Source organism: Streptosporangium sp. NPDC049046 (assembly GCF_040649155.1).
Lineage (GTDB): Bacteria > Actinomycetota > Actinomycetes > Streptosporangiales > Streptosporangiaceae > Streptosporangium.
Genome location: NZ_JBEZEZ010000003.1, coordinates 324,160 through 347,809, shown reverse-complemented (window position 1 = coordinate 347,809; position 23,650 = coordinate 324,160). Strand labels below are relative to the sequence as shown.

General features: G+C 68.8%; 29 protein-coding genes. 21 read left to right on the top strand and 8 right to left on the bottom strand.

The features are described 5' to 3' along the window. Positions 1-42: 42 nt before the first annotated feature. Positions 43-1,338 carry a glutamate-1-semialdehyde 2,1-aminomutase gene (hemL, locus tag AB0B96_RS06075; RefSeq protein WP_362896841.1) on the top strand — a complete coding sequence of 432 codons (1,296 nt, stop codon included), beginning with the start codon at positions 43-45 and terminating at the stop codon, positions 1,336-1,338. 10 nt (positions 1,339-1,348) lie between these two features. Here the strand turns inward: hemL and AB0B96_RS06070 are convergent, their stop codons facing one another. Next, a complete protein-coding gene (locus tag AB0B96_RS06070) occupies positions 1,349-2,305 on the bottom strand; it encodes a WYL domain-containing protein (RefSeq protein ID WP_362896840.1) in 957 nt (318 codons plus the stop codon). Between the two features lie 62 nt (positions 2,306-2,367). On the opposite strand from AB0B96_RS06070, the gene AB0B96_RS06065 reads away from it, so the two are divergent. Then, entirely contained in the window at positions 2,368-3,552 is a 1,185-nt protein-coding gene (locus AB0B96_RS06065) for an epoxide hydrolase family protein (protein ID WP_362896839.1), read from the top strand. Between the two features lie 611 nt (positions 3,553-4,163). On the opposite strand, the gene AB0B96_RS06060 is transcribed toward AB0B96_RS06065, so the two are convergent. Together AB0B96_RS06060 and AB0B96_RS06055 are read right to left on the bottom strand one after the other, a co-directional pair. Beyond that, positions 4,164-4,691 (bottom strand): ATP-binding protein, encoded by a 528-nt coding sequence (locus AB0B96_RS06060; RefSeq protein WP_362896838.1) that lies wholly within the window; start codon positions 4,689-4,691, stop codon positions 4,164-4,166. Beyond that, the gene (locus AB0B96_RS06055) at positions 4,688-4,975 is read right to left on the bottom strand and encodes a hypothetical protein (protein ID WP_362896837.1); all 288 of its coding nucleotides are present in this window, start codon (positions 4,973-4,975) and stop codon (positions 4,688-4,690) included. The genes AB0B96_RS06060 and AB0B96_RS06055 overlap by 4 nt, the downstream gene beginning before the upstream one ends. A gap of 205 nt (positions 4,976-5,180) precedes the next feature. Between AB0B96_RS06055 and AB0B96_RS06050 the strand changes: the two genes are divergently transcribed. From AB0B96_RS06050 to AB0B96_RS06035, 4 genes are read left to right on the top strand one after another with little or no spacing between them, the layout of a single operon-like run. Beyond that, the gene (locus tag AB0B96_RS06050; RefSeq protein WP_350942604.1) at positions 5,181-6,041 is read left to right on the top strand and encodes a helix-turn-helix transcriptional regulator; all 861 of its coding nucleotides are present in this window, start codon (positions 5,181-5,183) and stop codon (positions 6,039-6,041) included. Continuing rightward, positions 6,038-6,274 carry a DUF397 domain-containing protein gene (locus AB0B96_RS06045; RefSeq protein ID WP_350942605.1) on the top strand — a complete coding sequence of 79 codons (237 nt, stop codon included), beginning with the start codon at positions 6,038-6,040 and terminating at the stop codon, positions 6,272-6,274. Before AB0B96_RS06050 ends, AB0B96_RS06045 begins: the two co-directional genes overlap by 4 nt. A 46-nt stretch (positions 6,275-6,320) precedes the next feature. Next, entirely contained in the window at positions 6,321-6,530 is a 210-nt protein-coding gene (locus tag AB0B96_RS06040) for a DUF397 domain-containing protein (protein WP_350942606.1), read from the top strand. 51 nt (positions 6,531-6,581) lie between these two features. Next, positions 6,582-6,791, top strand: a complete 210-nt coding sequence (locus tag AB0B96_RS06035; protein WP_362896836.1) for a DUF397 domain-containing protein — start codon at positions 6,582-6,584, stop codon at positions 6,789-6,791. A gap of 122 nt (positions 6,792-6,913) precedes the next feature. Here the strand turns inward: AB0B96_RS06035 and AB0B96_RS06030 are convergent, their stop codons facing one another. Continuing rightward, the gene (locus AB0B96_RS06030) at positions 6,914-7,798 is read right to left on the bottom strand and encodes an EamA family transporter (protein WP_362896835.1); all 885 of its coding nucleotides are present in this window, start codon (positions 7,796-7,798) and stop codon (positions 6,914-6,916) included. Positions 7,799-7,872: 74 nt separating this feature from the next. Between AB0B96_RS06030 and AB0B96_RS06025 the strand changes: the two genes are divergently transcribed. Beyond that, entirely contained in the window at positions 7,873-8,850 is a 978-nt protein-coding gene (locus tag AB0B96_RS06025; protein ID WP_362896834.1) for a LysR family transcriptional regulator, read from the top strand. A gap of 84 nt (positions 8,851-8,934) precedes the next feature. On the opposite strand, the gene AB0B96_RS06020 is transcribed toward AB0B96_RS06025, so the two are convergent. Further along, a complete protein-coding gene (locus AB0B96_RS06020; RefSeq protein ID WP_362896833.1) occupies positions 8,935-9,801 on the bottom strand; it encodes a DMT family transporter in 867 nt (288 codons plus the stop codon). Between the two features lie 86 nt (positions 9,802-9,887). Between AB0B96_RS06020 and AB0B96_RS06015 the strand changes: the two genes are divergently transcribed. The 5 genes from AB0B96_RS06015 to ccsB are packed head-to-tail and all read left to right on the top strand — an operon-like array spanning position 9,888 to position 14,419. Further along, on the top strand, positions 9,888-10,514 hold the full coding sequence (locus AB0B96_RS06015) for a histidine phosphatase family protein (RefSeq protein WP_362515332.1): 627 nt from the start codon (positions 9,888-9,890) through the stop codon (positions 10,512-10,514). A 56-nt stretch (positions 10,515-10,570) separates the two neighbouring features. Beyond that, positions 10,571-11,140: a TlpA disulfide reductase family protein gene (locus AB0B96_RS06010; protein WP_350942612.1), complete on the top strand. Its 570-nt coding sequence runs from the start codon at positions 10,571-10,573 to the stop codon at positions 11,138-11,140. A gap of 15 nt (positions 11,141-11,155) precedes the next feature. Beyond that, on the top strand, positions 11,156-11,890 hold the full coding sequence (locus tag AB0B96_RS06005; protein ID WP_362896832.1) for a cytochrome c biogenesis protein CcdA: 735 nt from the start codon (positions 11,156-11,158) through the stop codon (positions 11,888-11,890). Between the two features lie 35 nt (positions 11,891-11,925). After that, positions 11,926-13,461 (top strand): cytochrome c biogenesis protein ResB, encoded by a 1,536-nt coding sequence (locus AB0B96_RS06000; RefSeq protein WP_362896831.1) that lies wholly within the window; start codon positions 11,926-11,928, stop codon positions 13,459-13,461. Then, a complete protein-coding gene (ccsB, locus tag AB0B96_RS05995) occupies positions 13,451-14,419 on the top strand; it encodes a c-type cytochrome biogenesis protein CcsB (protein ID WP_362896830.1) in 969 nt (322 codons plus the stop codon). The genes AB0B96_RS06000 and ccsB overlap by 11 nt, the downstream gene beginning before the upstream one ends. Before the next feature lie 164 nt (positions 14,420-14,583). On the opposite strand, the gene AB0B96_RS05990 is transcribed toward ccsB, so the two are convergent. Further along, the gene (locus AB0B96_RS05990; RefSeq protein ID WP_362896829.1) at positions 14,584-14,880 is read right to left on the bottom strand and encodes a PLD nuclease N-terminal domain-containing protein; all 297 of its coding nucleotides are present in this window, start codon (positions 14,878-14,880) and stop codon (positions 14,584-14,586) included. 193 nt (positions 14,881-15,073) lie between these two features. Here AB0B96_RS05990 and AB0B96_RS05985 point away from each other — a divergent pair, with 193 nt between their 5' ends. Both AB0B96_RS05985 and AB0B96_RS05980 read left to right on the top strand, forming a co-directional pair. Next, positions 15,074-15,829 (top strand): hypothetical protein, encoded by a 756-nt coding sequence (locus AB0B96_RS05985; RefSeq protein ID WP_362896828.1) that lies wholly within the window; start codon positions 15,074-15,076, stop codon positions 15,827-15,829. 10 nt (positions 15,830-15,839) lie between these two features. Further along, positions 15,840-16,079 carry a hypothetical protein gene (locus tag AB0B96_RS05980; RefSeq protein WP_350942618.1) on the top strand — a complete coding sequence of 80 codons (240 nt, stop codon included), beginning with the start codon at positions 15,840-15,842 and terminating at the stop codon, positions 16,077-16,079. 185 nt (positions 16,080-16,264) lie between these two features. Here the strand turns inward: AB0B96_RS05980 and AB0B96_RS05975 are convergent, their stop codons facing one another. Next, positions 16,265-16,504, bottom strand: coding sequence for a BldC family transcriptional regulator (locus AB0B96_RS05975; RefSeq protein WP_012887349.1), 240 nt, complete (start codon positions 16,502-16,504; stop codon positions 16,265-16,267). A 263-nt stretch (positions 16,505-16,767) separates the two neighbouring features. Between AB0B96_RS05975 and AB0B96_RS05970 the strand changes: the two genes are divergently transcribed. After that, on the top strand, positions 16,768-16,965 hold the full coding sequence (locus AB0B96_RS05970; RefSeq protein WP_350942619.1) for a DUF4229 domain-containing protein: 198 nt from the start codon (positions 16,768-16,770) through the stop codon (positions 16,963-16,965). Here AB0B96_RS05970 and AB0B96_RS05965 read toward each other — a convergent pair. Then, the gene (locus AB0B96_RS05965) at positions 16,949-18,292 is read right to left on the bottom strand and encodes a hypothetical protein (protein ID WP_362896827.1); all 1,344 of its coding nucleotides are present in this window, start codon (positions 18,290-18,292) and stop codon (positions 16,949-16,951) included. The genes AB0B96_RS05970 and AB0B96_RS05965 overlap by 17 nt on opposite strands. A 78-nt stretch (positions 18,293-18,370) precedes the next feature. On the opposite strand from AB0B96_RS05965, the gene AB0B96_RS05960 reads away from it, so the two are divergent. From AB0B96_RS05960 to AB0B96_RS05935, 6 genes are all read left to right on the top strand, one after another. Then, the gene (locus tag AB0B96_RS05960; RefSeq protein WP_350942621.1) at positions 18,371-19,096 is read left to right on the top strand and encodes a demethylmenaquinone methyltransferase; all 726 of its coding nucleotides are present in this window, start codon (positions 18,371-18,373) and stop codon (positions 19,094-19,096) included. Between the two features lie 147 nt (positions 19,097-19,243). Continuing rightward, positions 19,244-20,521: a geranylgeranyl reductase family protein gene (locus AB0B96_RS05955; protein WP_362896826.1), complete on the top strand. Its 1,278-nt coding sequence runs from the start codon at positions 19,244-19,246 to the stop codon at positions 20,519-20,521. 121 nt (positions 20,522-20,642) lie between these two features. Next, positions 20,643-21,002: an NADH-quinone oxidoreductase subunit A gene (locus tag AB0B96_RS05950; RefSeq protein WP_362896825.1), complete on the top strand. Its 360-nt coding sequence runs from the start codon at positions 20,643-20,645 to the stop codon at positions 21,000-21,002. 2 nt (positions 21,003-21,004) lie between these two features. After that, on the top strand, positions 21,005-21,559 hold the full coding sequence (locus AB0B96_RS05945) for an NADH-quinone oxidoreductase subunit B family protein (protein WP_350942624.1): 555 nt from the start codon (positions 21,005-21,007) through the stop codon (positions 21,557-21,559). Beyond that, entirely contained in the window at positions 21,556-22,242 is a 687-nt protein-coding gene (locus AB0B96_RS05940; RefSeq protein ID WP_362896824.1) for an NADH-quinone oxidoreductase subunit C, read from the top strand. The genes AB0B96_RS05945 and AB0B96_RS05940 overlap by 4 nt, the downstream gene beginning before the upstream one ends. Beyond that, a complete protein-coding gene (locus AB0B96_RS05935; RefSeq protein WP_362896823.1) occupies positions 22,239-23,609 on the top strand; it encodes an NADH-quinone oxidoreductase subunit D in 1,371 nt (456 codons plus the stop codon). The genes AB0B96_RS05940 and AB0B96_RS05935 overlap by 4 nt, the downstream gene beginning before the upstream one ends. Positions 23,610-23,650 lie beyond the last annotated feature (41 nt).

Here is a 23,650-nt window from a genome sequence, read left to right as displayed (position 1 = left end):
GCTTTTTCCGGGGGTCCTTCGGTGACTACTACCCTGGAGGGCGTGAGCCGTACTGAGAACTCCGAGGCCCTGTTCGCCCGCGCACGTGAGATCGTCCCCGGAGGCGTCAACTCCCCGGTCCGAGCCTTCGGCGCCGTCGGCGGGACACCGCGCTTCATGACCTCGGGGCAGGGGCCCTACATCGTCGACGTCGACGGCAACCGCTACGTCGACCTGGTCTGCTCGTGGGGGCCGATGATCCTCGGCCACCGGCACCCCGCCGTGATCGAGGCCCTTCAGGAGGCGCTGCGCGACGGCACCTCGTTCGGTACGGCGACGCCCGGTGAGGTCGAGCTCGCCGAGGAGATCGTCGCCCGCGTCGAGCCGGTGGAGAAGGTCCGCCTGGTCAGCTCCGGTACCGAGGCCACCATGTCCGCGGTGCGGCTGGCCCGCGGGTTCACCGGCCGGTCCAAGATCGTGAAGTTCGCGGGTTGCTACCACGGTCATGTAGATGCCCTTCTCGCCTCGGCAGGCTCCGGCGTGGTGACCTTCGGTTTGCCCGATACTCCGGGGGTGACCGGCGCCTCGGCTGCCGACACCGTGGTGCTGCCGTACAACTCGGTCGAGGCGGTCACCGAGGCGTTCCAGACCTTCGGCGCCGAGATCGCGTGTGTGATCACCGAGGCGTGCCCGGCCAACATGGGCGTCGTCCCGCCGCTCGACGGGTTCAACGCCACGCTGCGCGAGCTGTGCACCGCGCATGGCGCCCTGCTCATCGTCGACGAGGTGCTCACCGGGTTCCGGGTGTCGGAGTCCGGCTGGTACGGGCTCGACCCGGTCGAGGCCGATCTCATGACCTTCGGCAAGGTCATGGGCGGAGGGCTGCCCGCCGCCGCGTTCGGCGGGCGCGCGGACGTGATGGCGCACCTGGCCCCCGAAGGGCCGGTCTACCAGGCGGGCACCCTGTCGGGAAACCCGCTCGCCTGCGTCGCCGGCCTCGCCACCCTGCGCGCCTGCGACGAGGGGGTCTACGACCAGGTCGACGCCGCCGCTCTGGTCATCGGCCGCGCCGCCGCCGACGCTCTGTCGGCGGCCGGGGTGCCGCACCGCCTGCAGCGGGCCGGGAGCCTGTTCTCCATCTTCTTCACCGACGAGCGGGTCACGGATTTCGACATCGCCCAGAAGCAGGACACCGCCGCCTACCGGGCGTTCTTCCACTCGATGCTGGAACAGGGCGTCTACCTGCCTCCTTCGGCGTACGAGGCGTGGTTCTTGTCCTCCGCTCATGATGATGAGGCTCTTTCCCGTATTGCCGAGGCGCTTCCCGCTGCCGCTAAGGCCGCGGCGCAGGCCGTCTGAGCCGTTCTGGTTACAGGTCGCGTGTCGCTCGGCTGTACCGGTCGATCAGAGTGTCGAGGTGGGCGGCGAACTCCGGGGAGTCGAGGACGTCGAAGTCCACGTCGAGCATGCCCAGATAGAGGGTGAGCATCTGGAGGGTGTCGGCCCCGGCCTCGATCACGCACGTGTTCTCGTCGACGGCCTCCAGCAGCACGGAGGGCGGTAGCCGCTCGGCGACGGCCTCGGCCGGGGCGTGCAGCCGCACCCGTGCCCGGTGCCGCCACAGTGCCGCCCCCACACCGCGCTGTACGTGGGCGACGACGTCGCCGCCGGGCGGCTCCCTGGGGGCGAAGCGCGGACCGGTCGGGGTACGCGGCCGGATCCGGTCGGCGCGGAACGTGCGCCAGTCGCGCCGCTCGACGTCCCAGGCGACGAGATACCAGCGGCGGCTCATGTGGACCAGCCGGTACGGCTCGGTCAGCCGCCGCGTCACCGCGTTGTCGTGGCCGGTGTAGTCGAACCGCAGGCTCTCACGGTCGCGGCACGCTCCCGCCAGGATGCTGAGCACCTCGGCGTCCACGGTGGGGCCGCCGCTTTGGACGGCCACCACGGCGGTCTGCAGGGCGTCCACGCGGTGTCGTAATCGGGAGGGCAGGACCTGTTCCAGCTTGGCGAGGGCGCGCAGCGACGTCTCCTCGATTCCGGCTACCGTGCCCCCGGCGGCGGTGCGCAGGCCCACCGCGACGGCGATCGCCTCCTCGTCGTCGAGCAGTAGCGGGGGGAGGGCGGCGCCGGCTCCGAGCCGGTAGCCACCCGCCGCGCCTGGAGTCGCGTGTACGGGATAGCCCAGCTCGCGTAGTCGCTCGACGTCGTTGCGCACGGTGCGGGTGGTTACTTTGAGTCGTTCGGCGAGCTGCGGGCCGGTCCAGTCCCGTGGACTCTGCAGCAGTGAGAGCAGGCGGAGCAGGCGGGCCGAGGTCTCCAACATGTCTTTCATTGTGGCTGACAATGCGGAACGGACCTTTCCGCATTGGTGCCTACGGTTCTGGCATGAGCAACGACACGGGGATCCGCCCGTTCCGCATCGACATCCCCCAGGCCGACCTCGACGACCTCGGTGACCGGCTCGCTCGAACCCGCTGGCCTCGGGAGGTGCCCGGCACCGGCTGGAGCCGGGGCGTTCCGCTGGATTACCTGAAGGGCCTCGTCGCTTATTGGGGTGATGGTTTCGACTGGCGCGCCCAGGAGGAGAGGCTGAACGCGTTCCCGCAGTTCGTCACCGGCATCAACGGCCAGGACATCCACTTCCTGCACGTCCGCTCCCCCGAGCCGGACGCGCTGCCGCTGATCCTCACCCACGGCTGGCCCAGCTCGCCGTACGAGTTCCTTGAGGTGATCGGCCCGCTGACCGACCCCCGCGCGCACGGCGGCGACCCGGCCGACGCCTTCCACGTTGTGATCCCCTCGCTGCCGGGGTACGGGTTCTCGACGCCCGTGAAAGAGCAGGGATGGGGAAACCTCTTCCGCGTCGCCCAGGCATGGGCGGAGCTGATGAGCCGCCTGGACTACGGCCGCTACGCGGTCCAGGGGACCGACGCCGGCTCGGGGGTGGCGGGGATACTCGCCATGATCGACGCGGGGCGGGTGGTCGGCACACACCTGACCGGGACGACGGCGGCGATGCCGTTCGGCCCTCCGATCGAACTCGCCGGCCTGTCAGAGGCCGACAGGGCACGTGCCGAGCGGTTCAACGCGTCCCAGGCCGACGGGTTCGGCTATCTGCACATGCAGGCGACCCGCCCGCAGACGCTCGCCTACTCCCTGAATGACTCGCCGGTGGGCCAGCTCGCCTGGATCGCGGAGAAGTTCGCCGAGTGGACCGACCCGGCGGCGAAGCTGCCGGAGGACGCGGTCGGCCGCGACCAGCTGCTCACCTGCGTGAGCCTCTTCTGGTTCACGGGCGCGGGTGCCTCCTCGGCGCACGCCGTTCACGAGGGGATGCAGGTGTATCGCGAGATGGCTGATCGGCAGGGGGACGATCACGCCAGTGCGCGGCAGGGGCCGCCTACGGGTGTCGCGGTGTTCGCCGCTGATACGACGATCCGGAGCGTGATGGACCCTGGGGGGTTGATCGAGCACTGGTCGGAGTTCGGGAGGGGCGGCCACTTCCCGGCGATGGAGACTCCCGACCTGCTCACCGAGGACATTCGGGCCTTCTTCCGCTCGCACCGCTGACGCCTGGGGGTTCTGAGGCTTGGGGGTTCGCGCGAACAGCCGGGCAGGGCGCTGAGTATCAGGCGGGGTGTGTTCTGTGTGCTCGTGTTCTGGTGAAGGCGTCGGTGTGTTCGCGCTTCGGTGCGTGCTGCTTCGGCGCGTGCGCGCTCCGGTGGGCGGGTGCTCCGGGCGGCCGTCGTTGGTGGTCGTCTGGTGGGTCAGGCCTCCGGCCTGGCGGGCGCGCTGGTTACGGATTTTTATAAGCCGCCCGGAACACCCACCCACCTCCGCACACGGCCCGTCTCGCCGTAGGTGGTGCGGGCCGTAGTCGCTTTCTTTCTGGCCGCCCAGTGTGCTCTGGGACGCTGAAGCAACCTGTACGGGGGCGTTCGGGGGCCGTCGCCGTAGCTGAAGCGCCGGTGCGGAAAGGAGCGCAGAGGGCTCGCCGTGACTCCATCGGGCTCGTCGTGGTTCGCTGACGGTTGGCGTGCTGCGCTTTGTCGTTGCTGGTCACGGACATCACGGCTTCGCGCAGGGACAGGTGTGACCCTTTGATAGGGCGATCGTGACGGACGGCCACTGTGACCGAAGGGAGGGGTAGGTCTCGTACGAGAGGGCTTCGGCCGGGTGGGTTAGTTGGATGAAGAGCCTGGGGTGCCGGTGCTGCCGACTCCGTCGGGGCTGTTGGTTTCGTGGGCGGGGAGGCGGAACCAGACGGCGGTGCCGGCTTCGGGGTCGTGGTGGGTGCCCCAGGCGGTGGCCATGGCCTCGACCAGGAGCAGGCCGCGTCCGCCGTCGCTGTCGAGGTCGGTCGCGCGGACGAAGGGCAGGCTGGTGGCCGAGCCGTCGTCGATCACCTCGGCGTGCACCATGTTGCCTCCCAGACCGAGGCAGACGGTCACCGATCCTGTGGGGGTGTGTCCGGAGTCGGAGTGGACGATGGAGTTGGTCACGACCTCGCTGAGCAGCAACACCACGTCGTCGAGGGCGGTGTCGGTGATTCTGGTGTGCAGGAGGTGTCGTGCCCAGGCGCGGACGGTCGCGACCGAGTGGGGGGTTGCGGCGAACTCGGCGTGGCCCAGGGGGCGGAGGACAGACCAGCGCTCCGAGGCCGTTCGCTGGCGTTCGTATCGGCAGGGGGCCTGGTAGGGCGCGATCACGCGATCGCCGCCGAGACGATGACGTCGGCGGCGTTGTCGGCCTCGGCGCAGATCGCTTCGCCGGGGCGCCACACCCGGGCCCACCAGGGCCGCCAGACGAACACCCAGCCGCGGGCACAGCGTACGGCGGTGATGCGGACGCGGGTCTCGTTTTCGGACATGACCTCCAGGATCGGCTGCCCCGTCTGGGGCAGCACCAGCGAGGTGCCCAGGCCCAGACCCCGCAGGTCCCAGCCCAGCCGCACCAGATGAACGAACTGCTCTTGCGGATCGCGTGGCTCCACAGCCTTCCTTTCGTCGTTGATCGCACTGGCTCGCTCGCGCTTTAGGGACATCTATGCTCACGGACTGTCATCGGCCGTATGCTCAGAGCATGCAGTCTCTGCAGCCCCATGTGCAACCCCAAATGCATATGCACTCAAGGGGATCCATGGAAAGTTCAGCTTGCGAGAGCGGCCAAACCAGTAGAAACCTCATGGAGGCGGACACATGACCGAAGGCCAAAGCCCCACCGTCCGGCGACGACAGCTCGGCATGGAACTGCGTCGGCTGCGCGAGCGTGCAAATGTGTCCGCCATTGAGGCGGGTGAGCGCATCGGTCGCTCCGACTCGACGATCAGTCGCTTCGAGACCGGCAGGGTCACTATCCGCCAGAAGGTCCTCGCTCAACTTCTTGATCTCTATGGTGCCGCCGACGACGAAACTCAAGCCGTACTCGACCTCGCACGCGAAGCGAGCAAGCGAGGATGGTGGCACATTCACGGAGATGCGGTGCCGTCCTGGTTCGAGGTCTTTATTGGGCTCGAAGCCGAGGCCACGTCAATCCAGACCTACCAACCTCAACTGGTGCCCGGTCTTCTCCAGACTGAAGCGTATGCGCGTGCTGTCATCGAAACAGACCACCCTGAAATGTCAGAGGAGGAGATCGACAGGCTCGTCACTCTGCGTCTAGCAAGACAGAAGCTCCTTAACCGGTCCAACCCTCCGGAACTGTGGGCGGTGATGAGCGAAGCGGCTCTACGTCACGCCATCGGCGGCCCGGCGACCATGCGCGAGCAACTCCTCAAACTTCGCGACACGCGACGACTCTCCTGCATTAACCTTCAGGTATTGCCCTTCGCCGGAGGTGCTCATCCCGGCATGCTCGGCCCTTTCCATCTCCTCGAGTTCCCCCCGACCTCGGAGACCCGTGTCGCCTACGTCGAGTACTTGACAGGATCCATATATCTGGAAAAGCCAGAAGAAGTACGCAGGTATAGACTCATTTTCGACCACCTTCGCGCGGCTGCCTTGCCGCCGAACAAGTCCATCGCGCTGATGAGCGCGGTCATAGAGGAGACGACTTCATGACTGTAGAAAAGCGTGAGTCGAGAGACCTCTCTGAACTGTCTCGCGCTACGTGGCGCAAGAGCAGTCTCAGCGGCAACGGCGGTGCCGACTGTGTCGAGGTCGCCGTCGTCTTGGATATGGTCGCTGTTCGCGACTCCAAGGACCCCAGCGGCGCCACACTTGTCTTCCCTCCGGGTGACTGGACCGCTTTCCTCGGTCGCGTCAAGGCTGGAGACTTCGACACACGTCCCTGACCGCGTGACAGGTTGAGAAGGGCTCCGGGTGTGAAAGGGAAGACGGGTGGCCCAGCATTCCATGACCGACGCCATATGGCGCAAGAGCAGCTTGAGCGGCAGCGGCAACAACTGTGTTGAAGTCGCCTCCGTCTCGGGCTTGATCGCTATCCGCGACTCCAAGAATCCCGGCGGCGCCACGCTTGTCTTCTCTCGGGATGACTGGTCTGCCTTCCTGGGTCGCGTCAAGGTTGGGGACTTTGATCCGAGGTTCTGATGTGGACGGATCGGAGAAGGGCTCTTGGAAAGTTAGGAGTGCGGGTGTCCCATGGTTGATCTGGTGAGCGCTGTCTGGCGTAAGAGTTCGCGTAGTAATGGCAATGGTGGAGCGTGTGTCGAGGTGGCGCGCAATCTGGTCGGGGTCGTGGCCGTGCGAGACAGTAAGGACATCGGTGGGCCGGTGCTGGTCTTCTCCCCTGGTGGGTGGCGGGCCTTTGTCGGTGGGGTCAAAGAGGGCGTGTTCGACGGGTTGGGGTGAGGTGGGCGCCTACCTGGTGAGACGGTCGAGGTCGTCGGCGGTCCAGCCTCCTGGGGGTGGGGAGGGCGGGCGGTCGAGGGCGGTGTCCATGGGGGCACCGTAGCTTTTGGCCCTGTGGGACGTCAGACTCTTTCCGCCTCCGGTGTCGTCTCGGTCAGAGCGGGGGTACTACGGGTGCGGGTGCTGGAGTAGAGGACGCCGGAGATGATCAGGGCGGCGGCGAGGAGTTTGGTGAGGGAGATCGACTCGCCGGTGAACAGGGCGGCGGAGGACATGCCGAAGACCGGGACGAGCAGGGCGGAGGGGGCGACCACCGAGGCGTCGTAGCGCTGGAGCAGGAAGCCCCAGATGCCGAAGCCGCCGAGGGTGGAGATCAGGGAGACGTAGAGGACCGAGAGGCTGCCCTCCACGGAGAACTCCAGGTGGGGGACGCCCTCGACCAGCAGGGACAGGGCCGTCATGGGGATGGCTGCGACCGCGCTGATCCAGACCATGAAGCGGAACGAGTTGGGTGGTGCGGCGTTCCTGACCGCGATGTTGCCTATGCCCCAGAAGAACGCCGCGCCGATGACCAGCAGGAACGCGCCGATGGGGCTGCCGGTGCCCAGGTCGGTGGCGATCAGTGCCAGACCGGCGAACGCGACCGCCATGCCGATGATCCGTCGCCGGGTGAGCCGTTCGCCCAGGAGGGCGACCGCCAGGATCGCGGTGAAGATCGCCTGGACCTGGACGACGAGTGAGGTGAGCCCGGCGGGCATGCCCGCCCGCATGCCGGTCAGCAGCAGGGCGTACTGGCCGATGCCGAGCGTGGCGCCGGCCACGAGCACTTTCCGCCAGGGCACTCCGGGGCCGCCGACGAGCAGTACGGCGGGGAAGGCGGCGAGCAGGAAGCGCAGCGCCACGTAGAGCAGCGGGGGGAAGTGGCGGAGCCCGGCTTCCATGACCACGAAGTTGAAGCCCCACAGGGCGGTGAGGGTGATGGCGAGCAGGAGGTGCCGGGTACGCATGCAGCAATCGTCGTTTCGACTGATATTTCAGCACAAGCGAGACCTTCTTGCTTGTGTCGTTTAGAGTTGCTTACATGTTGGATCTCAACCGGCTCAAGGCGCTGCACGCGGTTTCCGTCTACGGTTCGGTGGGGGCCGCGGCCGAGGCGCTCATGGTGACTCCGTCGGCGGTCTCCCAGCAGCTGGCCAAGCTGGAGCGGGAGACGGGGGCGCCCCTGCTGGAGCGTCACGGGCGCGGGGTGCGGCTGACCGACGCGGCCGGGCTGCTCGCCGACCACGCCGAGCGCATCCTCGCGCTGGTGGAGATGGCGGAGGCCGATTTCGAGGCGCTGCGCGGCGAGGTCGTGGGGCGGCTGAGTATCGGCGCCTTCCCCACGGCGGCGAGAGGGCTGATGCCCGCCGCGCTCGCGCTGTTGCGCTCACGCCACCCCGACCTGCGCCTGCAGCTCATGGAGCGCGAGCCGGAGCGGCAGATCCGTGAGGTGGCGAGGGGTGAGCTCGACCTCGCGGTGATCCAGGACTGGATGAACCGTCCGATGGCGATCCCCGAGGGGTTGTCCCGGGCCACGCTCTTCGACGACATCGCCGACGTGATCCTGCCCGCGTCCCACCCGCTGGCGGGTCGTGCCGAGATCGAGCTCGCGGAGCTGTCGGGGGAGCAGTGGATCAGCTCCTCGCCCGGTACGGTCTGCCACGACTGGCTGGTCTACACGCTGCGCTCGGCCGAGCTGGAGCCGGACATCACCTGCATGACGGACGAGTATCCGACCCAGATGGCCCTCGTCGCGGCGGAGCAGGGGTGCGCGATCATCCCCCGGCTGGGCCGCGACTTCGTCCCGCAGGGGGTGCGGGTCGTCCCGATCCGGTCGCGTCCGACGCGCAGGATCTACGCGCTCTGGCGCAGTGACGCCGCCCGCCGTCCGGCCATCCGCGCCGCGGTGGAGGCGCTGAAGGCCGTCTCGGTCGAGTTTCGCGGGCCTGTGTCCGAGCCCGTCGAGTCGGCGACGATTCCGGTGGCGGTGGTTCGGGGTGGCCCAGACGGCTCTGGGTGACGTCGGGTTTCGGTTTTCATACGTGGCGCGTCATTTCCGATCCGGTTCGGTGGGTGACCAATGCCAGGTCGTGCGGAACCCGGGTCAGCCGAGGGCGATCGTCACCACGCCGCCGACGATGACGCAGGCCGCGAGCAGCCGCCGGGTCAGGTCGCCCTCGGCGAGCAGCCTGCCGCCGAGCAGCACCGCCACGAGCACGCTGACCTCGCGTACCGGGGCCACCGCGCTGATCGGTGAGAACGTGTACGCGGTCAGCGCGAGGAGGTAGGAGAGGGGCATCAGGACCGCCGCGCCCAGCACCCGCGTCTTGTGCTCTTGCCAGACGGGCAGGATCAGGCCCCTGCGGCGGGGGCCGAGCACCGGCGAGGTGAGGACCAGGGCGCGGCCGAGGTCGCCGCCGTAGTTGAGCAGGATGGGCGCGACCGCGAAGGCGCTGACGACCTGCTTGTCCCAGACGGTGTACGCCGCGATGAACAGTCCCGTGGCGAGCCCGTACCCGATGCCGCCCAGGTCCTGGAGGCTGGGGCCGTGCGCCGCGCCGAGCAGGAAGACGCCCAGCCCGACGAGCAGGATCCCCGCGACGCCGACCGCGCCCGGCCGCTCGCCGAGAAAGAGGATGGCGACCAGGCTGGCCAGCATCGGCCCGGTGCCCCGGGCGATCGGGTAGACCATGGAGAGGTCGCCGTGCCGGTAGCCGCGCTGGAGCAGCATGAAGTAGCCCAGGTGCAGCGTGGTGCTGGCGGCGATCACCGCGAGGTCGGTCCAGGAGGGGCCGGTGCCGCCGAGGAGCAGGTAGCCCGCCGCGACCGGGGTCCAGAGGAGGGTGGAGGCGGCGGCGACCATCCAGACGAAGACGACACCGTCGGCGTCGGCCGCCTGCTTGCTCATGAGGTTCCAGCAGGCGTGGGCGACGGCGGAGGAGAGGACGAGGGCGAGCGCGAGGGGGCTCACGGGGGGACCCTATCCTGCCTCGTCCGACACGAGTGACCCACCTGCCAGGCCACTACCCCGTACCTGTCGGTAGGCTGGCGAACACCATGGCTGAGACCACCGTCGTTCACCTCCTGCGCCACGGTGAGGTGCACAATCCCGCGAACGTCCTGTACGGCAGGCTTCCCGACTACCACCTCTCCGACAACGGCATCCAGATGGCCGAGACGGTGGCGAAGGCGGTCGCCGGACGTGACGTCACCGCGCTGTTCTCCTCGCCGCTGGAGCGCGCGCAGGAGACGGCGGCCCCGCTCGCCGCGACCTTCCATCTGGACGTCACGATCGACGAGCGGCTCATCGAGGCCGAGAACATCTTCGAGGGCCTCTCCGTCGGTAGCTTCCGTAATCCGCGCTTCTACCGTTACCTGTGGAACCCGCTGCGCCCCTCGTGGGGGGAGCGCTACATCCACATGGTCAGCCGGATGAGGGCCGCGATCGACACCGCCCGTGACGCGGCGCGCGGCCATGAGGCGATCATGGTGAGCCACCAGCTCCCGATCTGGACGATCAGGCTCGCGGCCGAGGGCAGGCGCCTGCCGCACGACCCGCGTCGGAGGCAGTGCGGGCTCGCCAGCCTCACGAGCTTCTCCTTCGAGGGAAACCGTCTGATCAGCGTCGGATACAGCGAGCCCGCGGCGGCGCTCGTCAAACGCCCCACTGTGCCGGGCGCCTGACCTCGCCGGTACAGTGATTGCTCTACCGGTTGTAGTACAGGGAGCCTCCGTCACCCATGCGCGCACAATCCTTCGCCGCCGTCGCGCTGCTGATCGCCGTGGCCGGATGCGCCGGAAACCCGGGGTCGCAGCCGCAGAGCGGTGACACCCGTTTCGTGGCCGGTGACGGAAAGATCACCCTGTTCCAGGCCGAGGACCGCAAGGTCGCCCCGCAGGTGGAGGGGGAGACCCTCGACGGGGGCACCGCGAGCCTCGCGGCGCACAAGGGCAAGATCGTGGTGCTCAACTTCTGGGCCTCCTGGTGCGCGCCCTGCCGGGCCGAGGCGCCGGTGCTCAAGGACATCCACGCCAAGAAGAAGGCCGACGGCGTGGAGTTCCTCGGCATCGACTTCAAGGACCGCAAGGCCGACGCCCTGGCTTTCGAACGCAGCCACGAGCCGGGTTACCCGAGCATCTTCGACCAGCCGGGCAAGGTCGCCCTCTCCTTCCAGGGGACGGTGCCGCCCGCGGCCATTCCGTCGACCCTGATCATCGACCGGCAGGGCCGGATCGCCGCCAGGGCGCTCGGCGCGGTGAAGTACAACGACCTTCTCGACGCCGTGACCAAGGTCGGCGATGAGAGATAACCGCTCGGGGTCGTCGTGAGCGCCGACCTCGTGGGCACCGTCGCCGGCGGTTCGCTGGCGCTGGCGCTGCCGATCGCGGTCGCGGCCGGGCTGGTGTCGTTTCTGTCGCCGTGCGTGCTGCCGCTGGTTCCCGGCTACCTGTCGTACGTGACCGGCATGAGCGCCGACCCCAGGCGGGGGCGCATGGTGGCGGGCATCGTGCTGTTCGTACTGGGCTTCGCGGTCGTGTTCGTGGCCGGGGGAGCGCTCTTCGGCGGCCTCGGCGCGGTCCTGTTCACCAACGCGGGGATCATCACGCGGGTGCTCGGCGTCTTCACGATCGTGCTCGGCCTCGCCTTCATGGGGGTGATCCCGGGGCTGCAGCGCGATTTCCGCATCCACCGGGTCCCGGCCGCGGGGCTGGCCGGGGCGCCTCTGCTCGGCCTGGTGTTCGGGCTGGGCTGGACCCCCTGCATCGGCCCCACCCTCGGGGTCGTGCTCACCCTCGGCCTGAACGAGGGCAGCGCCGGTCGCGGCGCGCTGCTCGCCTTCGCGTACGCGCTCGGCCTCGGCCTGCCGTTCGTGGCGGCCGGACTGGCGTACAGCAGGGCGCTGAGGACGTTCAAGGCGGTACGCCGGCACTCGCGGCTGATCACGAGGGCGGGCGGCGTGATGCTGGTTGTCGTCGGCGTGCTGCTCGTCACCGGGTTGTGGGGGGAGCTCGTCGCGATGACGCAGGGCTGGGTCGGCGGATTCGAGCCGGTGATCTGATGGTGTCGATCGACCCGAAGACGGGGGAGCGAACGGTGAGCGAGGCGCGGCGGCCCGCGGGTCTCGGGGTCGTGGGGTGGGCGCGCTGGTTCTGGCGGACGCTCACCTCGATGCGGACCGCGCTGATCCTGCTGTTCCTGTTCGCCCTGGGTTCCATTCCCGGCTCGATCTGGCCGCAGCGCGGGGTCTCCGACGCCATGGTCGTCCAGTACTTCGACGACAGTCCGGAGCTCGCCGAGTGGCTGGACAGGTTCTGGCTGTTCGACGTCTTCAGGGCGCCCTGGTTCGCCGCGATCTACCTTCTGCTGTTCGTGTCCCTGATCGGCTGTGTGCTCCCCCGTACCGCGACCCACCTGCGGGAGCTGCGCAGGAAGCCGCCTGCGGCGCCGCGCAACCTGGGCAGGCTGCCGCAGCACGCCTCCTTCGAGGCGGATCTCACCGTCGAGGAGGCCGCCGCGAGGCTGCGCGCCAGGCGGTTCCGGGTGACCACGGGGCCCGGCTGGGTCGCCGGGGAGAAGGGTTACCTGCGCGAGACCGGCAACCTGCTGTTCCACGTGGCCCTGCTCGGCCTGCTGGTCGCGGTCGGGATGGGGTCGCTGTACGGCTACCGGGGCAACGTGCTGGTCGTGGAGGGCGAGGGGTTCGCCAACACGGTCGCGGCCTACGACCGCTACATGCCGGGCACCCAGGTGAACGCCGAGTCGCTGGAGCCGTTCTCCTTCACCGTCGACGACTTCCAGGCGACCTACATCGCGACGGGTGAGAAGAGGGGACAGGCCCTCGACTACGAGGCCAGGCTCAAGGTCGAGGACGCCCCGGGCGCCGCGCCGCGCGACTACGTGCTGAAGGTGAACGAGCCGCTGGACGTCAACGGCACGCTGAGCTACCTGATCGACCACGGCTACGCGCCGACCTTCAAGATCACCGATGGTGAGGGCGAGGTCGCCTTCGAGGGGCCGGTGCCCTGCCTGGTGGTCCAGCCCGCCACCTTCACCTCAGAGTGCGTGATCAAGGTCCCGGACGCGCGGCCCGAGCAGCTCGGCGTCCTCGTCGGCTTCCTGCCGACGACCGTCCCGATGGGCTCGGAGTGGGTCTCGGTCTTCCCCGGCGCCGCGAACCCCACCGCCCAGGTGTACGGCGCCTTCGCCGGTGACCTGGGGCTGAAGGACGGCCGGCCGCAGTCGGTCTACGAGCTCGACCCGGCGAGCCTGAAGAAGATGAAGCCGCTGGTCATGAAGGCCGACCCGCTGGCGCTCGGTGAGAAGCTCACGCTGCCGAACGGCGCGGGCTCGATCGAGTTCACCGGTGTGCGGGAGTGGATCGCCCTGCAGATCACCCACGATCCGGGCCGGATGCCCGCGCTGGTGGCCTCGATCCTCTGTGTCGCGGGCCTGGTGCTGACGCTCACCGTTCGCCGCCGCAGGATCTGGGTGCGGATCCACGGGGACCGCAAGGTCGAGGCGGGCGGCCTCACGCGCACCGAGGGCGGCGATTTCAGCGAGGAGTTCACCGAGATCGTCTCCGTTTTGAACCCAGGAGTTCCCGATTCAGGAGTGAAGGATGTCCGCTGAGGTCGATGCCGGCCTCGCCACGCTGAGCGACCAGCTCATCTTGGCGACGGTGCTGCTCTACGTCTTCGCAATGATCGCTTACGCCCTCGACCTCGCCTTCGGGCGGCAGGCGGGGGCGTCTCGGCAGGCGGTGGCCCGCGCGGACCGGCCGGTCCTGGCAGGTGTCGGCGGGGGCGCTCCGGCCGACGCCGCCCCCGCCGAGGACGCTCCCGCCGTCAAGGCGCCGCCCGCCTGGGCGGTGTGGGCGGGGCCGGTGGCCGTCGGGCTGAGCTGGCTCGGCTGGGTCGCCAACCTCGCCTCCATCCTCACCCGGGGCCTGGCCGTGGACCGGTGGCCGTGGGGCAACATGTACGAGTTCGTGGTCGCGATGTGCTTCGCGGCGGTGAGCGCGTTCCTGTTCATGCAGCTCCGCTACCCGATCCGCTTCCTGGGCGCGTTCGTCACGGTCGCGAGCGCGCTGGGGCTCGGTTTCGCCGTGCGGTACCTGCACGTGCAGGCCGGTCCCGTGGTGCCCGCGCTGGACACGTACTGGGTCGCGATCCACGTGTCGGCGGCGATCGTCGCGAGCGGGATGTTCATCGTGGCCGGAGTCTGCGGCATCCTCTATCTGGTCAGGAAGGACACCTCGGTCCGGCTGCCGTCCCGGCAGGATCTGGAGCGGGTCGCGCACCGGGCCATCGTGATCGGCTTCCCGATCTGGACCTTCGCCGTCATCGCCGGGGCGCTCTGGGCCGACAAGGCGTGGGGCCGCTACTGGGGCTGGGACCCCAAGGAGATCTGGGCGTTCATCACCTGGATCGCCTACGCCGCCTACCTGCACGCCAGGGCCACCGCGGGCTGGAAGGGAAAGGCGGCGACGATCGTGCAGCTCATCGCCCTCGCCTGCCTGCTGTTCAACCTGGTCGGGGTGAACATTTTCCTCGGGGGGCTGCACTCCTACGCCGAGGTTCCGGGCTGATTCTCGGCACCGAGACTTCCTCGGGCCGAATTCTTTCCGCTGGAATTTCACGGCGAATTGCCGTGCCGAGGTTCCCGCCGATTACCGCACAGGTTTTCGCGCGGGAATTCGGCTGGCCGTAACGGCTGTATTGGTCATGCGCGAAGACCGATTCCGGTGCGCTCTCAGTCGTCGTCACGCAGGCGGCGGTCGAGATCCTTGAGAAAGTCGGGGTCGTCGTCGGGGCCCTTCGGGGCCTCGGGGCGCGACGGCGCGTCCTCGACACGGAGGAAGCGGGGCGGTCTGGGGCCGGTCGGCCGGCCGAGCAACAGCCAGAAGACGCCCCCCGCGACCGGCATCAGCACCACGATGAGCACCCAGAGGAGCTTGGGGAGGTTCCTGGATTCCTTGTCCGGCGTGGTGATGACGTCGAACAGGCAGTAAAGCCAGAAGGCGAGTATCGCCAGACCAAGCAGGGGCATGCCCCGAACTGTAAGCCATCATGAGACCTGCTGCGGTCCCGCACCACGTTACGGATGACTGGCAAGGCTCCCACCCCTTACCGTAGGAGCCGTTGCCACTTCCCCAGGGGGTGTGATGGCACATTCGGGCGACAAGGGCCGCCATCGACGGCGGTGGTGGCAGCGAGGTCCGGCCACGCGTGCGGAGAGTGCCGTGCGGGAGGCTCCGCGTGAGGTTCCCCGCGGAGCGGAGCGCCGGGTCGGGACGGTCACGGCCCCGGTGGCCGACCGCCCGCAGTACACCTGGAGAGACTTCGAGCTCGACGAGAGTCCCCGGGCCCAGCCCAACTCTCCCGACACCCCCGACCTGGGGGACGGCCTGCGCCACTGCGGGCGTCTGGAGCGCATTCTGCACCGCCAGTGGGACTCGCGGTGGGAGGCGCCGCCCCCCGAGGCCGTACGGGCGGTGGAGAGCCTCGCGAGGCTGCCCGACGTGTTGAAGGACAAGCTGGCCGACGGGCTCGACGGCATCTACGTCGGCGCGGGCGGGGTGCCGGAGCTGGACGACATGGGATACCTGCGCGGCGCGCCGCTCCCCTCGGGCCGGGCGACGTGGGACATCTGCGCGGGGGCGTACGGCGACCGCAAGATCGTGGTGGGAGACCGGCCCTCGCCCACCCCCGACGTGATGATGCACGAGGTCGGGCACGCCCTGGACGACGTGGACGCTCCCGGCGGCGGCTGGGTGTCCGACTCCCCGGAGTTCGCCGCCCTCTACGACCAGTGCGTTCCCGCGCTCGCCTCGGCGTTCCATCTCCAATCGGGAGACCTGGGCCGCAAGGAGTTCTTCGCCGACGCCTTCGCCGCGATCGTCTCCCGGCAGCGCCCCGCGCTGGTCGACATGCTGGGCGGCGACACACGGATGGCGCTCAACGTCATGTTGTTCTTCAACCGGCGCTACGGAATCTAGGTGATCTGGGATGTACGTCGTCAGGCTCGCCGACGGGACCCTGCGGGTGCCGCAGACCCTGGTCGGCGATGACGGGCGTCTGATCGGCAACGCCTATGTGGAGGTCTCTCCGGGAGATCCCGACTACGACCGATGGCTCGCCGAGTCGCTCACCGAGGAGGAGCTGTCCGAGCGACGGCGTCGATGGCTGGAGGAGAACGACGAGTTGGAGCGGGAGTTCCTGGCGTTCAAGGCCGAGCAGGAGACCTAGAGGCTCGGGGGCCGCGCGGGGCGTCGTTCGAGGCCGGGCGGGTTCGAGTGGAGGAAGGTCGTGGAGCGGGTGGGCCGGTGACGGGGGAGGTCATCGTCCGTGTCGTGGCTCACACGACTCCACGGTGACCCTGCGGCTTCCGGGTAAGGCGCGCAGGATCACCGATGGTGTGACGTCCTAAGTCGTCAGACGCGCGGGGACTCGCCTGCCGGCCGTTCGGCCGTCAAGACGTCCTCTCCGCGCAGAAGGGCGTGCACTTCCGACTCGCGGAAACGCCGGTGCCCTCCGGGGGTACGGATGCTGCTGATGCGGCCTGCCGCGGCCCAGCGTGTAACCGTCTTTGGGTCGACCCGGAAGAGGGCGGCAACCTCTCCGGGCGTCAGCAGACGCTCGCTGCTACTCTCCACAATCTCTCCCCCTCGCATCCCGCTTCCTGCCAGCGGGCGGACAGGTAACCAGTGTGCCGAGCGAAGCCTGATTTATCCGTGCTTTCCAACAAAGATCACGGGTTGTTATCTACTGCCTGCCCGATTGTTATATGATAGAGCCTTTTTGGGACTCTCGTGGGTGTTTCTTTACGAAACAGATCTCTTGGGAAGACTAGCAGCGCTCGCAGTCGATGCGAAGAGTTACCCGTAGGGCCACCGCGATCGCGACCGGTTGGGCGAAGTGACGTAGCCTCGACGCTGTGCATCCCGTCATCGTTTACACCGCGTCCAGGATCGGCCTGCTGGCCGTGAGCCTGGGAGTGCTCTATATCCTCGGCCTGCGCCAGCCCCTGGTTCTCCTGATCGCCGCATTCCTGGTCAGCGGTGTGGCCAGTTACGTCCTGCTCTCGAAGCAGAGGGACGCGGTGAGCGAGCGAATCACTAAGAACCGGGAGTGATCGGCAACGGGAACATGCCGACCCGGGCATGGTACTCGTGACCAAGGCGGGTTGTGTCACTACCAACCAGTAATCCGCCGGGATGCGCGAGGAATGCCTTGACCCCGATTCCGCGGTCCCGGGTGGGGTTCCATGTCAGGGCCCTGCCGGTGCGCGGATGGATCGCGCCGATTCCCGGCCGCGCCACCGCCCCCGGGCCCGCGGAGTCGCGTCCGTCCGGATTGTTCAGCCAGCGCTGGTGCCCGCCGACGTAGACGGCCGCCCCCGTCGCCGCCACCGAGTACAGCGAGTCGCCCCCGGTGTGGTTCACCCAGGTCGGCTTCACCGCGCCGCGCGCGCCGGTCTCGAAGCGGGCGGCGGTGTCGCACATCCTGTCCGGACCTCCGGGCCCGCCGGTCGTGACGACGACGAGATAGCTCCCGTCGGGGGCGAGGTCCACCCCCCGCAGATAGCCGGGGAAGTCGGCCATGCACCGGCCCCGGTAGGCGTCGGTCCGCCACGGCGCGACCGTGGCGGGGGAGGGGGCGAGGCCGGGCGACGAACCGTCGGGTGCGGCGGCGTTCGGCGCGACGAGGCCGGGCGGGGCGATGGAGATGAGGCCGAGCTGGGCGCGCGGCAGGCCGCCCAGGGTGGTGAAGTCACCGGCGACCGCGAGCCTGCCGTGGCCGAGGGCCATCGCGTGGATCCTCGTCCTGCCGCCCCTGGGCGCGCCGGGCTCGATCGTGAAGGACGGGTCGGCCGCGCCGGTGACGGCGTCGAGCCTCGCCAGTGCCGTACGGGCGACGGAGCCGACGTGGGTGAAGTCGCCACCCGCGTAGAGGTGGCGTCCGAGCCTGGCCAGGCCGGTGACCGCGCCGCCGCGAACCTGGGCGCCGAAGTGGGAGACCGGCGAGCCGTCGGAGAGCCGGAGCAGGACCAGGCCCCGCGTCAGGGTCCCGCCGGTCCTCGTGAACCGCCCGCCCGCGTAGACGGTGCCGCGAACCCCTGCCGCCAGCGCCAGAACCGGCCGGTCCAGGCGTGGCGCGAAGCCGGGCAGCACCCGGCCGGTGGCCAGGTCGTACGCGAAGAGGTTGGCACGCGGCAGCACCGTCGCGCTCCCGGCCTCGCGGACCTCGCCGAACGAGCCGCCGACCACCACCGTGCCGTCCACCAGCGCGATGGCGTTCACGATCCCGTCGAGCACGTGGGGAGTGGTGTCCACCGGATCGGCCGAGACGACCCCGCCGTGCTTCGTGGTGCCGGCGACGGCCACCCCGGCCGGGAGCACGGAGAGCGCGGAGAGCAGGGTGAGGGCCGCGACCAGCACGTAAGTGGCTCTGGCAAACATTCGACAATTTTTAGCATGCCGACGGTAATGGAATGACTACTTTCCGTGGATTGTCGGGGCGGCCCTAGGGTGGGAGGCATGACGCGCGCTTCTCTGGACAAGCAGCCGCACGAGGTCGCCGCGATGTTCGATCGCACGGCCAGGCGGTACGACCTTGTCAACGACGTTATCTCCCTGGGGCAGGTCCGGCTGTGGCGCAAGGCCGCCGCGGCGGCCGTCGACGCGGGCCCCGGTGAGCTGGTCCTCGACCTTGGCGCGGGCACCGGCACGTCCACCGACGCGTTCACCACGCTGGGCGCCCGCGCCATCGCCTCCGACTTCTCGCTCGGCATGCTGAGCACCGGGGTGCGGCGCAGGGGCGGCTCCGGCATCCACGGAGGGGGCGTACGGGGGGTCAGCTTCGTCGCGGGCGACGCGCTGCGGCTCCCCTTCGCCGACGAGGTCTTCGACGCGGTGACGATCTCCACGGCGCTGCGCAACGTGCACGACACCGGCCAGGCGCTGCGCGAGATGTACCGGGTGGCGAGGCCGGGCGCGCGGCTGGTGATCCTGGAATTTTCACACCCGACGCCGAAATCCTTCGATCTCGTGTACTCGCAGTACCTGATGAAGCTGATGCCGCGCGCCGCGAAGCTCTTCGGCTCCAACGACGACTCCTACGAGTATCTGGCGGAGTCGATCAGGGCCTGGCCGGACCAGGCGGGGCTGGCGAAGATCATTCAGGGGGCGGGCTGGGAGCGCGTGGCCTGGCGTAACCTGACGATGGGGATCGTGGCCCTCCACCGTGCGTACAAGCCCTCCTGACTTTCTCAGGCGATGGCGACACCCGCCTGACACTTTGCCCTCCGAAGGCGTTAGACTTCGGCGCGACAAGTTTGTGAAGACCTTCACAAAGGAACGAAAGGCCCCTTACCCCGAGGCCCCCACAGCGTGTAGGACAGGACAGGTCCCGTGACCGTGCCAGCCGCCACACAGCGGAAAGTCGCTGAGGCTGACGCCGACGTCATCGTCGTCGGCGCCGGGCCCGCCGGTTCGACAACCGCTTTCCATCTCGCGCAGGCCGGGCTCGACGTCCTGCTGCTCGAGAAGACCACCTTCCCCCGTGAGAAAGTCTGCGGCGACGGGCTGACCCCCCGGGCGGTGAAACGGCTCATCGCGATGGGGATCGACATCGACGCTCCCGGCTGGGTCCGCAACAAGGGCCTGCGCGTGGTCGGCGGCGGGATGCGCTTCGAGCTCGACTGGCCCGAGCTGTCGAGTTTCCCCGACTTCGGCCTGGTCCGCACCCGCCAGGACTTCGACGAGATCCTCGCCGCCAACGCGGTCAAGGCCGGCGCCCGCCTGCTGCAGGGGGTGAACGTCACCGCCCCGATCCTCGACGAGCGCAGCGGGCACATCGTCGGCGTCGTCGCGAAGCGGGACGGCGAGGAGGTCCTCTACCGCTCGCGGCTGGTGGTCGCCGCCGACGGCAACTCCACCCGCGTCTCCCTCGCGATGGGGCTGCACAAGCGCGAGGACCGCCCGATGGGCGTCGCGGTGCGGACATACTTCGAGAGCCCCCGCCACGACGACGACTACCTGGAGACCTGGCTGGAGCTGTGGGACGGCGACACCCTGCTGCCCGGCTACGGCTGGATCTTCGGCGTCGGCGACGGCACCTCCAACGTGGGCCTCGGACTGCTGAACACCAGCGAGTCCTTCAAGGGCATGGACTACCGCGACCTGCTCAAGCGCTGGGTGAAGGGGATGCCCCCCGAGTGGGGCTACGTCGAGGAGAACATGACGACCCCCATCAGGGGCGCCGCGCTGCCGATGGCCTTCAACCGCCAGCCGCACTACACGCGGGGCCTGGTGCTGGTGGGCGACGCGGGCGGGATGATCAACCCGTTCAACGGCGAGGGCATCGCGTACGCGATGGAGAGCGGCCACATCGCCGCCGAGACGGTCGTCCAGGCGCTCGGCAGGGTCACCCCCGCGCAGCGGGAGCGCGTGCTGCGCGCTTACCCCCAGAGGCTGAAAGACGCATACGGTGGTTACTTCACCCTCGGCAGGGGGTTCGTGGAGCTGATCGGGCATCGCGGGGTGATGAACTTCGCCACGCGTCACGCGTTGCCACACCCCCACCTGATGCGGTTCGCGCTCAAGCTCCTTGCTAATCTCACCGACCGGCGAGGTGACGCGTCCGACCGCATCATCAACGCCCTGTCGAAGGTGGCGCCACCGGCATGAGGTCGATGAGTGCCGAGCACCTGGAGCCGTGGGCGATGATCGCTTTGCCTAGACTTTCGAAATACACCACAACGCAGAGCTACGCGCCGGCGCGCGTGGAGATGGGAGAGGAGGCGTAGCGATGGAGTTGTACGCACCCATCCTGGTGCTCGCCGTGCTCGCGGCGGGATTTGCGGTCTTCTCGGTGACGATCGCCCCCTTCACCGGTCCCAAGCGCTGGAACCGCGCGAAGCTCGACGCCTACGAATGCGGCATCGAGCCGACGCCCCAGCCGGTGGGCGGAGGACGCTTCCCGCTGAAGTACATGGTCACCGCGATGTTGTTCATCGTGTTCGACATCGAGATCATCTTCCTCTATCCGTGGGCGGTCGCGTTCGACAAGCTCGGGATCTTCGGGTTGGTCGAGATGCTGCTGTTCATCGTCACCGTGCTCGTGGCCTACGCGTACGTGTGGCGCCGCAAGGGTCTGGACTGGGACTAGATATGGGTCTTGAAGAGAAACTTCCGAGCGGGTTCATGCTCAGCACGGTCGAGCAGGTGGCCGGCTGGGCGCGCAAGAACTCCGTCTGGCCGGCGACGTTCGGCCTCGCGTGCTGCGCCATCGAGCTGATGTCCACCGGCGGTCCCAAGCACGACCTGGCGCGCTTCGGCATGGAGCGCGCCTCGGCGTCTCCGCGCCAGGCCGACCTGATGATCGTCGCGGGGCGGCTCTCGCAGAAGATGGCCCCGGTGCTGCGCCAGATCTACGACCAGATGGCCGAGCCCAAGTGGGTCATCGCGATGGGCGTCTGCGCCTCCAGCGGCGGCATGTTCAACAACTACGCGATCGTGCAGGGCGTCGACCACGTCGTCCCCGTCGACATCTACCTGCCCGGCTGCCCGCCGCGCCCCGAGATGCTCATCGACGCGATCGTCAAGCTGCACGACAAGATCCAGAACATGAAGTTCGGCGCGCACCGCGCCAAGCAGATCGACGAGCTCGAACTGCAGGCCCTGCGGACGCTGCCGCTGATCGACCAGGGGAGCGCCAAGAAATGACGAGCGAACCCACCGAGAACCTCCCCGAGGTGCCGAAGGAGCCGATCGCCCACCTGGGCATGTTCGGCGCCTCGGGCACCGGTGACACCTCGGGCTACGGCCGCCTCGTCGTGCGGCGCAAGCCCGAACTGTCCACCCCCCGCCCGTACGGCGGTTACTTCGACACCGTCGCCGACGAGCTGGAGCGCGCCCTCGGCGGCGACCTCGGCGACGCCGTCGAGCGCGTGGTCGTCGACCGCGGCGAGCTGACCTTCCACGTCAGGCGTGAGCGCCTGCTCGACGTCATGAAGACCCTGCGCGACGACCCCGCCCTGCGCTTCGAGCTCTCGCTCGGCGTCTCCGGCGTGCACTACCCCCACCTGGAGGGCCAGGAGCTGCACGCGGTGATCCACCTGTGCTCGATCACCCACAACCGCCGCCTGCGCGTCGAGGTCTCCTGCCCCGACGACGACCGGCACATCCCCTCCACGGTCTCCGTCTACCCGACGCACGACTGGCACGAGCGCGAGACCTGGGACTTCTTCGGCATCGTCTTCGACGGGCACCCGGCGCTGACCCGGATCATGATGCCCGACGACTGGGACGGTCACCCCCAGCGCAAGGACTACCCGCTCGGCGGAATCCCGGTCGAGTACCGCGGCGCCGAGATCCCCGCGCCGGACCAGAGGAGGTCCTACACATGAGCGTCCCTCACCAGGAGACGAAGGAGACGGTCGGGAACGGCCCGTACGACGCGTACGACGAGGCCACCGAAGGCAAGGTCTACACCGTCTCGGGCAACGACTGGAGCGAGCTGGTCGAGAGCCTCTCCGGCCAGCAGGACCAGCAGCTCGTCATCAACATGGGCCCCCAGCACCCGTCCACGCACGGCGTGCTCCGCCTGGTCCTGAACCTGGACGGCGAGACGGTCACCGAGGCCCGCACGGTCATCGGCTACCTGCACACCGGCATCGAGAAGAACCTCGAATACCGGACGTGGACCCAGGGCACCACGTTCGTCACCCGGATGGACTACCTGGCGCCGATCTTCAACGAGACCGCCTACTGCATGGGCGTCGAGCGGCTGCTCGGCATCACCGACCGGGTCCCCGAGCGGGCCCAGGCGATCCGCGTGATGATGATGGAGCTCACCCGGATCTCCTCGCACATGGTGGCGATCGGCACCTTCGGCATGGAACTGGGCGCGACCACGCCGTTCCTGTTCGGGTCGCGCGAGCGCGAGATGGTGCTCGACGTGATGGAGTACATCACCGGCCTGCGGATGAACATGGCCTACGTCAGGCCGGGCGGCGTCTCCGTCGACCTGCCCGCGGGCGCCGTCGACAAGGTCGGCGAGCTGCTCAAGGTCATGCCGGGGCGCATCAAGGACATGCGCAAGATGCTGGACGCGAACCCGGTCTACCTGGCCCGCACCAAGGACGTCGCCTACCTCGACCTCACCGGCTGCATGGCGCTGGGCGTCACCGGCCCGATGCTGCGGGCCGCGGGACTGCCGTGGGACCTGCGCAAGTCGCAGCCCTACTGCGGCTACGAGACCTACGAGTTCGACGTCCCGACCGAGAAGACCGCCGACGTCTACGGCCGCTACCTGGTACGGGTCGCCGAGATGGAGGAGTCGCTCAAGATCATCGAGCAGGCTCTCGACCGCCTCTCCGGGCCGCTCAAGAACGGCCGGGTGATGGTCGACGACAAGAAGATCGGCTGGCCCGCGCAGCTCGCGCTCGGCCCCGACGGCCTGGGCAACTCGCCCGACCACATCGCGCACATCATGAGCGGCTCCATGGAGGCGCTGATCCACCACTTCAAGCTGGTGACCGAGGGCTTCCGGGTCCCGGCGGGGCAGGCGTACGCCGCCGTCGAGTCGCCCAGAGGTGAGCTCGGCGCCCACGTGGTCAGCGACGGCGGTACCCGCCCCTACCGCGTACACTTCCGCGACCCGTCCTTCACGAACCTGCAGGCCATGCCCGTGACGTGCGAGGGCGGCATGGTCGCCGACGTCATCTCGGCGGTGGCCTCGATCGACCCGGTGATGGGAGGTGTCGACCGATGAGTTCCAGCAAGGGTACGGACGGCCGGCCGGCGCACGAGAAG

Excerpts from the sequence above, each read along its gene's own strand:
- AB0B96_RS05935 (WP_362896823.1), top strand. The coding sequence starts at position 22,239 with ATGAGCGTCCCTCACCAGGAGACGAAGGAGACGGTCGGGAACGGCCCG.
- AB0B96_RS05960 (WP_350942621.1), top strand. The coding sequence starts at position 18,371 with ATGACGCGCGCTTCTCTGGACAAGCAGCCGCACGAGGTCGCCGCGATG.
- AB0B96_RS05965 (WP_362896827.1), bottom strand. The coding sequence starts at position 18,292 with ATGTTTGCCAGAGCCACTTACGTGCTGGTCGCGGCCCTCACCCTGCTC.
- AB0B96_RS06050 (WP_350942604.1), top strand. The coding sequence starts at position 5,181 with ATGACCGAAGGCCAAAGCCCCACCGTCCGGCGACGACAGCTCGGCATG.
- AB0B96_RS06065 (WP_362896839.1), top strand. The coding sequence starts at position 2,368 with ATGAGCAACGACACGGGGATCCGCCCGTTCCGCATCGACATCCCCCAG.
- AB0B96_RS05975 (WP_012887349.1), bottom strand. The coding sequence starts at position 16,504 with ATGCGAGGGGGAGAGATTGTGGAGAGTAGCAGCGAGCGTCTGCTGACG.
- AB0B96_RS05940 (WP_362896824.1), top strand. The coding sequence starts at position 21,556 with ATGACGAGCGAACCCACCGAGAACCTCCCCGAGGTGCCGAAGGAGCCG.
- AB0B96_RS05950 (WP_362896825.1), top strand. The coding sequence starts at position 20,643 with ATGGAGTTGTACGCACCCATCCTGGTGCTCGCCGTGCTCGCGGCGGGA.
- AB0B96_RS05990 (WP_362896829.1), bottom strand. The coding sequence starts at position 14,880 with ATGCCCCTGCTTGGTCTGGCGATACTCGCCTTCTGGCTTTACTGCCTG.
- AB0B96_RS05980 (WP_350942618.1), top strand. The coding sequence starts at position 15,840 with ATGTACGTCGTCAGGCTCGCCGACGGGACCCTGCGGGTGCCGCAGACC.
- AB0B96_RS06035 (WP_362896836.1), top strand. The coding sequence starts at position 6,582 with ATGGTTGATCTGGTGAGCGCTGTCTGGCGTAAGAGTTCGCGTAGTAAT.
- AB0B96_RS06015 (WP_362515332.1), top strand. The coding sequence starts at position 9,888 with ATGGCTGAGACCACCGTCGTTCACCTCCTGCGCCACGGTGAGGTGCAC.
- AB0B96_RS06030 (WP_362896835.1), bottom strand. The coding sequence starts at position 7,798 with ATGCGTACCCGGCACCTCCTGCTCGCCATCACCCTCACCGCCCTGTGG.
- AB0B96_RS06045 (WP_350942605.1), top strand. The coding sequence starts at position 6,038 with ATGACTGTAGAAAAGCGTGAGTCGAGAGACCTCTCTGAACTGTCTCGC.
- ccsB (WP_362896830.1), top strand. The coding sequence starts at position 13,451 with ATGTCCGCTGAGGTCGATGCCGGCCTCGCCACGCTGAGCGACCAGCTC.
- AB0B96_RS05945 (WP_350942624.1), top strand. The coding sequence starts at position 21,005 with ATGGGTCTTGAAGAGAAACTTCCGAGCGGGTTCATGCTCAGCACGGTC.
- AB0B96_RS06010 (WP_350942612.1), top strand. The coding sequence starts at position 10,571 with ATGCGCGCACAATCCTTCGCCGCCGTCGCGCTGCTGATCGCCGTGGCC.
- AB0B96_RS06070 (WP_362896840.1), bottom strand. The coding sequence starts at position 2,305 with ATGTTGGAGACCTCGGCCCGCCTGCTCCGCCTGCTCTCACTGCTGCAG.
- AB0B96_RS06025 (WP_362896834.1), top strand. The coding sequence starts at position 7,873 with ATGTTGGATCTCAACCGGCTCAAGGCGCTGCACGCGGTTTCCGTCTAC.